This window comes from Escherichia sp. MOD1-EC5433, from assembly GCF_002966005.1.
GTDB lineage: Bacteria > Pseudomonadota > Gammaproteobacteria > Enterobacterales > Enterobacteriaceae > Escherichia > Escherichia ruysiae.
In genome coordinates this window covers 500,794-513,191 of sequence record NZ_PTRL01000001.1, presented here as the reverse complement: position 1 = coordinate 513,191, position 12,398 = coordinate 500,794, and the positions used below count along the sequence as shown (strand labels likewise).

Sequence of the window (12,398 nt, the reverse complement as noted above, 5' to 3'; positions counted from 1 at the left end):
TGATTACTGAAACTCCTGCAAATTCCAGTTACCGATATCTGCGCCAGCGCCTTCCCCGTTTTCCTGACCATCCGCCCCTAAGGTGTAAACATCAAACATCCCTTTTTCACCGGGGCTGAGATACTGATAATCATTGCCCCACGGATCTTTTGGCAGTCGTTTAATGTATCCACCTGGACGGTAGTTGCGGGAATCCGCCATATTGGCCGGTTGCTGGATCAGCGCCTCAAGCCCCTGCTCGGTGGTCGGATAACGCCCGTTATCCAGTCGGTACATATCCAGCGCGTTTTCCAGCGCCACGATATCGCTGATGGCTTTTTGCCTGTCCGCTTTTTCTTTGTTGCCCAGCAGGTTAGGCACCACCAGGCTTGCCAGAACGCCAAGAATAACAATCACCACCATCACTTCCAGCAGGGTAAAACCTGCCCGTGGTTTTTGTGTGCGGGATAACGAATTCATGTGATAACTCCGTAAATTACATTCCAACCATATTGTTCAGTTGCAGCATTGGTTCGAGGATGGCGATGACGATAAACAGCACCACGCCCGCCATCATCACCACCAGCGCCGGTTCAAACAGCCCTAATGCCAGCCCCACCTGGGTATCAAATTCCCGCTCCTGGTTGACTGCGGCCTGTTCAAGCATGGTTTCCAGCTCGCCGCTCTGTTCACCGGAGGCGATCATGTACAACATCATCGGCGGGAACAGGCGAAGCTCCGCCAGCGCGGCGCGCAGACTGCTTCCTTCGCGGACGCGATCTGCCGCCAGCAGCAGTTGTTGCTCGACATAACGATTTGCCGACACGGCGGCAGCGGTCTGAATGCCTTCCAGCAGCGGAACACTGCTGGCGGTGAGGATGCTTAACGTGCGGGAAAAACGCGCCGTATTCAGCCCGCGCGCAACACGCCCCGTCACGGGCAAACGCAGCAAGGTTTTATCCCAGCGCAAGCGCATGGCAGGATTTTTGAGTAACCGTTGCCCCAGCACCAGAAGCCCCAGCAAACCTGCCAGCCAGTAAACGCCGCTGGCCTGTAACGCGTCGCTCATGGCGATAAGCGCGCGGGTGGAAGCGGGCAACGCGTGTCCGAGATGATCAAACTGTTCGATAATTTTCGGCACTACCGCCGTCAGCAAAATAGTAACCACGCCCGTTGCCACCACCAGCAATACCAACGGGTAGAGCATGGCCTGCAGCAGGCGTGATTTCAGGCGCTGGCGCTGTTCGGTGTAATCCGCCAGGCGATTAAGCACCACGTCGAGATGCCCGGATTTTTCTCCGGCAGCCACCATCGAACAAAACAGGGAATCAAAGACGCGGGGATGTTCACGCAGGCTGTCCGACAGGGTATAACCTTCCTGAATCCGGCTGCGCAGCGCCATTCCGAGACTTTTCACATGCAGTTTTTCACTTTGCTCACTGACCGCCTGTAAGCAGGTTTCCAGCGGCATTGCTGCCTGTACTAACGTTGCCAGTTGGCGAGTGAACAGCGCCAGATCTGCCGCCGCCACGCGACGATGTGCGTGCCGCCGACGCTGCAACATTCCCCCTGACGAAGCATTCAGCCGGGCTTCAATGTGCACGGGAATGAGCTCTTTACCGCGCAACAACTGGCGGGCATGACGCGCGGAATCCGCCTCAATCATGCCTTTGGTTTTGCGACCATTACGCTCCAGCGCCTGATAGTAAAACAGTGCCATTACGCCTCCATGGTTACCCGCAGAACTTCATCGAGAGAGGTTTCTCCGGCGAGCACTTTCTCAATGCCGTTGCTGCGGATACCCGCAGAGTGTTGCCGGACATAACGTTCCAGCTCCAGTTCCCCGGCCTGACGGTGGATCAAATCACGCAATGTGGCATCCACCACGATCAGCTCATGGATGGCAGTACGTCCGCGAAAGCCTTTGTGATTACAGGCGGGACAGCCCTGCGGATGGTACAGAGTGACGGTTCGCGCATCGGTAATCCCCAGCAGGCGTTTTTCTTCGTCGGTGGCAGGCGCGGGCTGGCGGCAGTCGGTACACAGCGTGCGAACCAGTCGCTGCGCCATCACGCCCGTCAGACTGGAAGAGAGCAGGAAAGGCTCCACGCCCATATCCTGCAAACGCGTAATCGCCCCCACCGCCGTGTTGGTATGCAGCGTGGAAAGTACCAGGTGCCCAGTGAGCGACGCCTGAACGGCGATTTCTGCGGTTTCGGTATCGCGGATTTCACCGACCATCACCACATCCGGGTCCTGACGCAAAATCGCGCGCAGGCCACGGGCGAAGGTCATGCCGACGCGGGTGTTGACCTGCGTCTGACCGATCCCTTCAATCATGTATTCGATGGGGTCTTCAACCGTGAGAATGTTACGCGAGTGGTTGTTCAGCTCCTGCAATCCGGCGTACAGCGTAGTGCTTTTGCCGGAACCTGTCGGCCCCGTCACCAGAAAGATACCGTGCGGTTTGTGTAACAGCTGGCGCAACTGCGCGGTCAGTTCATGGCTCAACCCCAGACGCTCCAGCGTCAGGCGGGCCTGGTTTTTGTCCAGCAGTCGCAGCACCACGCGCTCGCCCCAAGCGGATGGCATGGTGGAGACACGCACGTCAATCGCCCGACCGCCCAGCAGCAGCGCAATACGTCCATCCTGCGGTACGCGCTTTTCGGCAATATCCAGCCGCGCCATCACCTTGATACGCGATACCAGCAGCGAGGCCAGTTTGCGCCCCGGGCGCAGCATTTCATGTAATGTGCCGTCAACACGAAAACGGATCACCAGACTCTTTTCAAACGTCTCGATGTGGATATCCGAAGCGCCTTCTTTAATCGCCTCTGCCAGCATGGCGTTGATCAGTTTGATGATTGGCGCATCGTCGTCACTTTCCAGCAGATCTTCCGTTTCCGGCAGTTCTTCGGCGAGGGTAAAAAAGTCCTCAGCAGAGCCGATATCTTCCATCAGCTGGCGAGCCTCGGAAGAGTCCCGCTGCCAGACCGCATTCAGCCGCTGTTCAAATTCGGCCCCGTCGATTTGCCGCAGCGTAAAGGGCGCGTTCAGCCCCCGTTGCAGCTCCTGCAAAACAGAGAGCGATAGCGGATGAACGTGGAGGATCTCCAGCGACGCTTCGCACCACGCCACCAGGCTAAACCGACGGCTGAAACTGTAGGGCAGACGCACGGTGTTAGCGGTGGTTTCCTGTGCTACAGGCACCATTAACGCGTTCTCCCGGCATTGAGGAATGCGCGTACTTCCGGCGGTAAGGCCTGGTTTTGCGCTGGCAGTACCGGCTGCGCGGTGTGCGGCATCAGGCTTAAGCCTTGCTCATCGCGATAGATCTGTTCGGCGCGCATATAGTTATATTTGCGCTGCGATACGCCGTCTGCCGCCATACCGTCACGCAGAATCGTCGGGCGGATAAACACCATCAAGTTACGTTTTTCTTTTTTATCCGCCGTTGATTTAAACAGGTTACCAATCAATGGGATATCGCCAAGCAACGGCACTTTCGCCACGCTTTCTCCCGCCTGGTCGTCCATCAGACCGCCAAGCACGATCAGCTCACCATCGTTAGCCAGCACGGTGGTTTTCAGTTTGCGCTCGCCAAACACCACGTCGAGGCTGGTCTGTCCTTCCACCTTCGAGACTTCCTGCTCAATCACCATCTGTACCGCGTTACCTTCGTTAATCTGCGGTGTGACTTTCAGCATGATGCCGACTTTTTTCCTCTCTACCGTGTTGAAAGGATTGCTGTTATTGGAGCCAACGGTAGATCCAGTTAATACCGGAACGTCCTGGCCCACCATGAAGAAGGCTTCCTGGTTGTCCAGCGTGGTGATGCTCGGCGTAGAAAGGACGTTAGAGCTGGAGTCGTTTTTAACCGCCTGCACCAGCGCCATCCAGTCGCCTTTCACCACGCCAACCGCCGTACCGCTGAATCCAGAAAGAAGCTGGGCGAGTGTGGAGAGATCGCCGTTGGTATCCGGATTAATGGTGGTAGCGCCGTTTTCACTGATCACCGTGGAGCCTTTCTGCGGTTTCGCCTGAGAAATGGCTGCCCCCAGCGTGCCAATAGGGATCTGCGTACCGTTAGCAAACTGCATTAATCCGGCATCTTTCGACGCCCACTGCACGCCGAAGTTGATATTACTGCCTTCGGCAACTTCCACGATCAACGCCTCGACATGCACCTGAGCACGGCGAATATCCAGTTGTTCAATCACGCTTTGCAGCGACTGCATGATGTCCTGCGGCGCGGTAACAATCAGGGCATTACTGTGTTTGCTGGCGGCGATGGAGACAACCTCACGCCCGCTACCGACCGTGCCTTCCGCCTCTTCTTTAGCGGCGGTGAGCGTGCCGCTGACCTGTTTCAGAACATCGACCAGATCTTCGGCTTTGCTGTATTTGAGATAGAACACCTGGCTGTTGCCGCTGCGCTCCATTTCTGAGTCCAGACGACGGATCAGGCGGCGCATTTTATCCCGCGTGGCGGGATCGCCGCTGATAATCACGCTGTTGGTGCGTTCATCGGCGACAATCTGTGATTTCAGCGTCGCTGGCTGGTTCTCGCCGCTATTTTTGGTCAGGCTTTCCAGCACGCGGGCAATTTCCGAAGCCGAGGCGTTATCCAGCGGGATCACCTCTTCAGTGCGATTTCCCGCGTGATCCACGCGCTGGATCACTTCCGTCAGCCGTTCCACAACCGAGGCGCGTCCGGTAAGCATAATCACGTTGGAGGGATCGTAATTAACAACGTTGCCTGAGCCTGCGCTGTCGATCATCTGGCGCAAAATCGGTGCCAGTTCGCGGACCGACACATTACGTACCGGCACTACTTTGGTGACCATTTCATCGCCCGCGTAGTTGTCGCTGCCTTCACCGACCAGCGGCAGCGGCTCGACTTTCGCGGCGCTGGATTTCACCACCTTCAGCACGTCGTTTTCCATCGGTACGACGGCATACCCCTGTGCTTCCAGCAGGTTAAGGAATAGCTGGTAATACTGGCGTTCATTGAGCGGGGTCATGGTGCGAATACTCACTTTCCCCTGTACGCCTGGTCCCATGATGATGGTTTTATTAAGGTTAGCGCCGACGGTTTCGATGAACGATTTCAGGTCTGTATCTTTAAAATTGGCGGTGAAGGTGGCTTCTTCCGCCCAGACCGGTGAACTACATAATGCCGCTGCCAGCACCAGCGGCAGTAAACGCTTTTTTGTTTTGAGGCCAGTTGTCTTCTTACGCCAGACCGACAACGTAATATCACGCCAAAACACGATGAATGATTCTCCTGGATTAAATGCGGTTAGCGCAGCGCGATGGAAATGTCGTAGCGCGCACCCTTGCGTAAAACCGTAAGTTGAATGGAATCCATTGAAGGTAACTGCCGCATCAGAGCAATCATTGCTCGTGGATCAGTAAAATCCTGCTGATTTAACGCAATGGCGATATCGCCTTCCTTGAAACCGCTGGCATCGAACAGAGAACGATCTGCCCCCGGTTTCACTGCATAACCGACAATCCCCTCCTTACGCACGGGCGTAAGCTGGATATAGTTAAAAATTTTCTGCGGATCTTTCGCCAGCGCCTGACGCACGGCAGCCGGGATCTCAACTGGCGCACTGGCAGCAGGCTCAGCAACAGCTTGCTTTACTTCGTCACTGACGGCTTTTTTGTTGGTCACAGCAACAGTAGAACGCACCTCTTCTGCCAGACTGAGGCGCTCCATTTTTCCCTGATAGCACAGCATCACATGGTCGCGATTGATTTCCTCAATCACCGCGTTGTGAGAGCCAAGCCGTTCCCCCTGTAAATAGACCTGCTGTTTGCCGCCTTCTTCAATGACCGCACCGGGTCTGGCACCAAAGGCAATCCCGCGCAGCACCACGTTAAGACGCGTTTCTGCCACAGGCGCTGGTTCGGGTTGTTTTACCGGCGCGGCAACGGGCTGATATTTGCCAAACCAGTTTTGCTGGCTGATTAATTGCACGTCTTTTTTATCGAACGTTTTTGCATCCGCACGTGCCGGTTTATTCGCCGATGGGGAAACCGCCGTATATTCCGCAGAAAAGGAGATATAGCGCCAGAGTGAATACGCCATTTTTGCAGAAATAATAAGCAGCATCAGCCAGAACATCGCGCGTACAATTTTTCGCAGATGCTCTTTGTCTGTATTAAGAGATTGTCTCTGGCTAAGAGTGTGACGAATTTTAGTCAGCCACTGAATGAGATAAATTCGTGCGTCACGAAAAACAACCCGCGCCAATTTATATACCCGACGTTATGCTTTGACTATTCCACAGGTGGTACGATCCAGTTTCCGCTGATACTGGTTACCTGTACGTGTATCATTAATCGTTATGCTGTAATTAATTCCCTCGGTAATCATTAATTTCACCGTCGGGTCAGCGCACATTTGTCGTTGATAGCTGGTTAAAAAGGCGTCAGGCGTCTGCGTGGTCTGGGCACCCGCTTCGCTGATAATGGTCATTTTTACCGTCGTGCCGCTACTTTGCGCCAGCACTAAGGTATATCCCGCAGATTTAATTGGCAGGTTTTGACTGATATTTTGCGCCTGTTTTTTCGCCAGTAAACTGGCGTTTTCATTATGGCTGGCGCAGCCACTTAATAATCCTGTAACGCTCAACAATAGCGATATTAATACCCTCCCTGGCATCTTTTTTATCGACATGGTTAATAATCTCTAAGGTTATTAATAAGAGTAAAAATGTCACTTCGATAATGACGTTGTTATCATTAAAGCAATGCCTGTAGATAAAGTGTTGCTATACCGCCCAGACTTAAACACGGTCCAAAAGGCAGTGTGGTTGATCCTTTTTTTGTAATAACGGCATATATCAGGCCGCAGCATGAGGCGATTAAAGCAACATTGGGCAGCGACAACACCCCCACCCAGCCACCTAAAGCGGCGAAAAGTAATACATCGCCCATGCCTAATGCTTCTTTACGCAGAACTATTCCGGCTATCCAGCGCAGCGAGTAAAAAGAGATAAACCCCACCAGTACGCCAGTGACTGCGTCTTGTAGCGTTAACGGACTCTGCTGAGCCCATGCTGCAATCAGCCCCGTCCACAATACGCCCTGAGTAAAGACATCGGGCAGCCATTGGTTATCGAGGTCGATGACACTCGCGGCAATCAGCCAGGCGGATAATATCATCACCGCCAGCCCCCATCCACTTTCCGGCCAGACCAGACTCGCCAGCAAAAAAGCGAGTGCCGTCAATAACTCCACCAGCGGATAACGCTTGCTGATTTTCGCCTGACAGTCACGGCAGCGCCCTTTGAGCATCAGCCAGGAGAGCAGCGGAATATTGTCACGAACGCGGATGGTCTGCTGGCAATGCGGACAGTGCGAGCGTGGCAGCGCCAGGCTTATTTTTGACTGCGCACTCGGCGTTTCACCGTGAAACTCCGCCATTTGTTGGCGAAGCATGATGGGGTAACGCCAAATCACCACATTCAAAAAACTGCCGATGATTAATCCACCAACGGTTGCCAGGATGGGCATCACCGCTGGATATTGCTGAAAAACATCAAAATGCATGGTTAAAGGTTATGTGTTGTAACTTGCCGGATGCGGCGTAAACGCCTTATCCGGCCTACAGGAGTCTGCCAACGCAAGTAATCGCGGCTTTCCCTGTAGCTCCGATAAGTTGGCGCATCGGGCACATGTGTTAACCCGATGCGCCTTATTTCATGCCGGATGCGGCGTAAACGCCTTATCCGGCCTACAGGCTTACTCGGCTGACATCTTATGCTCGGTAACCTTGTTAATGGTTTCCGGCCCTTGCTGCGGTTTCGGCAGACCAAGCGCCGCGAGCGTGTTGTAAGCCGACTGGCTCACGCCGCCCTCGAAGCTCATCTCGCTCGCCCCCGGAAGCTGGTAAGCATTCGCGCCCGGATTCCATTTCTTAAAGAACTCCGAAAGATCCGTCTGAGCTACCCAGGAGGCACACAGCATCAGCGTGTCGGCAGCGTTACCGTTGGATTCGGCACAGTAATTCTTGCCGCCGAAGGTGCTATCGCCAACCTCATCGCCGCGCGCTTTACGGTGCATCAACTGGAACAGGTTCCAGCCTTTCATCCCTTCACGATCGCTGTAGAACGCTGGCAGGTTGCCCTGCGGATACCACTTCGTGATATCAAAGTTTTTCTCTGCCCATTCCTTCAACTGTGCGTACATCAGCAGACGGTCACCCGCACCGCCGCGTGCCCATGCCTGACCGTTGCTCTCCTCCAGATATTCCGGCGCAACGGTAATATCGTCAGCGACACGGTTCATCTTGCCGAGATAGCGATCCTGCATGTACAGCGCCAGCACGTTGTTCGCTACTTCAGTTGCGCCCGGTACAGTCAGCGGCGTTTCTGCAGCGTTGTGTCCTACTTCGTGCCAGATCAGCCAGTCGTTCAGCGGCGTCGTCGGCAGCGTGGTGCTGTTCGTCGAGAAGCTGCTGTTCATTACCGGATAACCAGAGTGCGCATCACCGATGGAGATCTGCACATCGTTGGCGAAACGATGTTTATGCCCCGTCAATGCTTTATAGGTAAACATCCGGTGCTTACCGCTTTCGCCATCACGACCGTAGAAGTCATTCATCGAGCTGGCAAAAGTATCCAGATCTTTAGCGAATTCTGCTACGCCACCAGTGAAATTGCTGGCCTCAAGGTTCTTCTTCGGCGTGGTATAAACGAAAGCGTCTGACTCCAGCTCGCCCAACGGCGCAGGGGATTTCAGATCGTTTTTCCATTTACCGTCTTTATAGAACGGCGCTTTTACCACACCAGTAAAGGTGAAGCTGGCAGATTTATTATTCTCCTTGCTGTCGCCCTTGATATAAATCAGACCACCGTAAGGAACCGTAAACTTCACCGTACCATTAGCCTCCAGAGTATACGTTTTAGTCACTCTTGGCGGACGGTTCAGAGCAACTTCATGCTTCTCACGTCCGGTCAGGTCGTCAGCCAGCGCCACGGTGACAGTCACAGGAACGTCCGCATTGGACTTAATGGTGACCTCTTTTTGAGCCGGAGCCCACAGACCAGTAGACTGCATGTTACCCGCAAACCATTTGGTCGGATTCGAGTACAGGCTGATGGTTTCTGTAACCTCCTGCCCATCTGCCGATACCGCTCCCGGATACTTCTCGACATCAACTTTGATGTTCAGATCCCACCAGGAACGCCCCAGCATCAGGCGCGTCAGCGGTTTTTCCATATAGTTGAGCGGATAGCTCGGGTTCATCATCCCTGCTTTGGCAGTATTATCTCCGTAGATCATGTTGTTATCGACAAGCGATTTTTTCAGATCTGCGGAGCACTGCGTGCCTTTGGTGTAAGCATTGTTGGCGTAGCAGTTCAGGAACTCGGTGAACGTTTTAAAGCCCAGCTCGTCATCCTTGTCGTTTTCATAGCGGTATTCTGTATCGTTCCACAGCCAGACCGACATGTTCTGGTACAGACGTTCCAGATCGACGCTGTTCAGACGCTCACCTTTGCGACCATTGGTACGGAAGTAAAGCTCGTGCTGATACAGGCGCTGAATGTTGGTTCCCAAATCCGCTGCCTGTAGCATCGCTTTCGCGGTGTCGGCGCTGAGATTCAGTTGCGTATAGCGCGGAACAAACATGCCAGTATTATTCTCTGGCGTTACAGGAACTCCCGTGCCAGGACGGTATTCCAGACAGTTGACCTCATAGTGATATGCCGGGTCCTTACATTCCTTTAATCCAGGAAACGCCTCAAAGATTTTTGCCTTTGCCGCCTCCAGAGACTCTTTTGTTTTAAACTCCGCCTCATCGATAAAGGCATAGCGTTTGACCTGTTTGCCATCGACATCTTCCTGCCAGCTGGCAACTTCCAGTTTCGGTTTCTTATCAGGTTTGTTATCAATCTGATATTTCCAGGTAACTTTTCCTGTTTGGGAATCAATGGTGTACGGCAGTTCACCTTCCACAACCGGATAACGTTCATAAACCCAAATGCCAGTCGCTCGACGCTGGCGCACGCGGTCTGGATAACCCTGCGGATCGGTATTCACCACCGATTTGTTAAGCGCCATCGACAGACCTGCGGCATCAAGCAGACGTACAAAGCCTGATGCGCTCTCTTCCTTAAGATTGCTCATCACATTTTCCATGATCAGCACCGATCCGCCTTTGTTCAGATAGGCGATCAGATCCGTCACATCCTGCTGGGTCAGCTTCGGTTTGCTGGTATCTGCACGCAGAGGCACTGCATAGGGATCGCCAGACCACTGAGTCACATACTCAAAGCCATTGAGGATCAGCAGAGGAACTTCATCTGGATTCAGATTGCCATAACTGGTCAACGGTTTAACCGTGATACCTGCGAAATCCTTATGGAAAGCAAACGGAGCACTATTTCCTAATACCTGACCCGCTTTTTTGAAATAAACCGTATCCAGGTTGGTGCCCACGGTCATGCTGGTTTTCGCGTCCGGCAGCCAGCGTTCATTTGACAGATAGCGCAACACGTTTTCCATGAAATTCTTCATGTCGTCCGGATCGCTGTCGAGCGTACACTGTCCGTCGCTATTAACCCCCCCGTTCCAGCTGTAACCGTTCGGGCAACGCAGGATGCTGTTGTAGTGCGGGTTACCGATAACCATCAGTTTGCCCTCACCGACTTGCCCCAGCGAAATAAACGGCAGGTTGAAGGTCGCGGTATCGCGCGTGACGTTTTCTGGCACCACAAGAGAAGGTGCTTCTGTAATGTACGCCAGCTCGTTTTTATCCCAGGCACGTTTTTCGCCAAACGCCAGCCAGTAGTTTTTATCATTACGCGCCATCAGAATCGGGAATGCCGCGTTGGAGATATTCACCACCGCCTGACCACGCGCATTACCCGTGCTGCCATAGAAGTTGGTAGAGTCATGGAAGACATGGAACTTGCTGACAGATTTGTAGCTCTGATCCACGCCCCACAGCTTGTTGATAACGCCCTGAATCTGACCTTCATTAATGCTGCGCGCGGTCAGCGAGAACCAGCGCGGAGAGTTACAACCGTCGGTTTTCGCACAGATTGCAGTATCGATCTCTTTGGCCTGACCCGTTTCAAACTGTTCGATAAATTCGTTAGGCAGCGTAACAACTTGATCACCTTCACCCAGCGTCGCACCGTTGGATAAAGAGAGATTGATAATCTCGTTGATCACGTTGGGATATTCAGCAAAGACCTTGCGCACATCGTCCGGAACGACACGGGTATTATTTTGTCCGGCTTTCGAATAGCGGTGGATCAGCTGATCGATATTTGCCCCGCGAACTTCATCGCCCAGTTCCGTCAGTGCAATAGTCGACTTGTTACCGCGCACTGAGCCAAGTTCAAAGGTGTCGATGCCAAAGGAGATGGTTTCCCCCCAGCTAAAGGAAAACTCGCCGTTTTCTCCGGTTACACCACGGCCAGAATTGGTGTAGTAGTTGACGCCAACCACGCCATTCCCCTGGCTATCTACCAGTCGACCTTCAGAAAGAATGATTTCCGTAGGTTGATACTGATAAAACTGTTCCGCGTTAGCCGACACGAAGGAAGCGTTCAGATCCGGCTTTGTTCCCGGCGTCGTGACGGGCACTACCGGTGAAGTATGAGTGGATGGCGCCTTATCGGTCGCGGCATTGTTTTCCACCTCTTCATTGACCAGCTTTTTGAACTCTTCCGGAGTCAGATCGATTTGCTTATACAGCGAGTCGAAGCGTTTACTCTCGATCACCGAGGAGAACGTCAGGCAAACCTGTTCTGTATCCGCCGGACAACTGTTCATGGAGGTTACCAGCGAGAGCGCATTGCTTTTCTTGTCGTCGGACTCCGCCAGTTCTTGCGAGTCCTCAAGGCTAAACGACACTTTTTCAACCGCACGCAGGCTACGCGCAGCTTCTGACTGAGTGTTGAAGGTGGCAATTGTCGTGTTACCCGCTACGCAAGTAACGTCCTCGCCAGGTGTAAAAGTAAAGCCGTCGCTGGATTCACCATTACATTTAGCACCGATTACCCGCTGGCTTCCGCCCAGGGTCAGATAACCCGTTTTCGTAGGAACAGGTTCTGGCTCCGGTTCTGGCGTTGGCTCTGGATCAGGTGTCGGGTCCGGAGTAGGTTCAGGCTCCGGCGTCGGCTCCGGGTTTGGTGTTGGATCAGGTTTCACTTCCGGCAAAGACCCTGTTCCAGAATCTACAGGCGGAGTATCGGAGGACGATCCTGAACCACCGCCATCACAACCGGCTAACAGGGTTGCGCTTAAAATAGCCGCTAAAAGCGATTTCTTATATTTAAATTTCTTATTCATTAATAACGCAAGTGACAAAATAAAGTTAAAAGATTCGTAACTGGGGAAATAGTTTTATGCTTTATCTTCTCTAATAATTTCCTCCATTCTTAAGAAAACTG

At 53.2% G+C, this 12,398-nt stretch carries 8 protein-coding genes; all 8 read right to left on the bottom strand.

Going from position 1 to position 12,398, the window contains the following annotated elements:
- Positions 1-3 precede the first annotated feature (3 nt).
- Entirely contained in the window at positions 4-459 is a 456-nt protein-coding gene (gene gspG, locus C3D30_RS02635) for a type II secretion system major pseudopilin GspG (protein ID WP_001087292.1), read from the bottom strand.
- A gap of 16 nt (positions 460-475) precedes the next feature.
- The gene (gene gspF / locus C3D30_RS02630; RefSeq protein ID WP_001173424.1) at positions 476-1,699 is read right to left on the bottom strand and encodes a type II secretion system inner membrane protein GspF; all 1,224 of its coding nucleotides are present in this window, start codon (positions 1,697-1,699) and stop codon (positions 476-478) included.
- Positions 1,699-3,192 carry a type II secretion system ATPase GspE gene (gene gspE, locus C3D30_RS02625; protein WP_000249363.1) on the bottom strand — a complete coding sequence of 498 codons (1,494 nt, stop codon included), beginning with the start codon at positions 3,190-3,192 and terminating at the stop codon, positions 1,699-1,701. Before gspE ends, gspF begins: the two co-directional genes overlap by 1 nt.
- Positions 3,192-5,252: a type II secretion system secretin GspD gene (gene gspD / locus C3D30_RS02620; RefSeq protein WP_000498820.1), complete on the bottom strand. Its 2,061-nt coding sequence runs from the start codon at positions 5,250-5,252 to the stop codon at positions 3,192-3,194. Before gspD ends, gspE begins: the two co-directional genes overlap by 1 nt.
- Before the next feature lie 29 nt (positions 5,253-5,281).
- Positions 5,282-6,241, bottom strand: coding sequence for a type II secretion system protein GspC (gene gspC / locus C3D30_RS02615; RefSeq protein WP_105286418.1), 960 nt, complete (start codon positions 6,239-6,241; stop codon positions 5,282-5,284).
- Between the two features lie 15 nt (positions 6,242-6,256).
- Positions 6,257-6,667 (bottom strand): type II secretion system pilot lipoprotein GspS-beta, encoded by a 411-nt coding sequence (gene gspS2 / locus C3D30_RS02610; protein ID WP_105286417.1) that lies wholly within the window; start codon positions 6,665-6,667, stop codon positions 6,257-6,259.
- A 65-nt stretch (positions 6,668-6,732) separates the two neighbouring features.
- Entirely contained in the window at positions 6,733-7,542 is an 810-nt protein-coding gene (gene pppA / locus C3D30_RS02605) for a prepilin peptidase PppA (protein WP_105286416.1), read from the bottom strand.
- Between the two features lie 192 nt (positions 7,543-7,734).
- Entirely contained in the window at positions 7,735-12,297 is a 4,563-nt protein-coding gene (gene sslE / locus C3D30_RS02595) for a lipoprotein metalloprotease SslE (RefSeq protein ID WP_105286415.1), read from the bottom strand.
- Positions 12,298-12,398: the final 101 nt, after the last annotated feature.

Excerpts from the sequence above, each read along its gene's own strand:
- gspG (WP_001087292.1), bottom strand. The coding sequence starts at position 459 with ATGAATTCGTTATCCCGCACACAAAAACCACGGGCAGGTTTTACCCTG.
- gspF (WP_001173424.1), bottom strand. The coding sequence starts at position 1,699 with ATGGCACTGTTTTACTATCAGGCGCTGGAGCGTAATGGTCGCAAAACC.
- gspE (WP_000249363.1), bottom strand. The coding sequence starts at position 3,192 with ATGGTGCCTGTAGCACAGGAAACCACCGCTAACACCGTGCGTCTGCCC.
- gspS2 (WP_105286417.1), bottom strand. The coding sequence starts at position 6,667 with ATGTCGATAAAAAAGATGCCAGGGAGGGTATTAATATCGCTATTGTTG.
- pppA (WP_105286416.1), bottom strand. The coding sequence starts at position 7,542 with ATGCATTTTGATGTTTTTCAGCAATATCCAGCGGTGATGCCCATCCTG.
- sslE (WP_105286415.1), bottom strand. The coding sequence starts at position 12,297 with ATGAATAAGAAATTTAAATATAAGAAATCGCTTTTAGCGGCTATTTTA.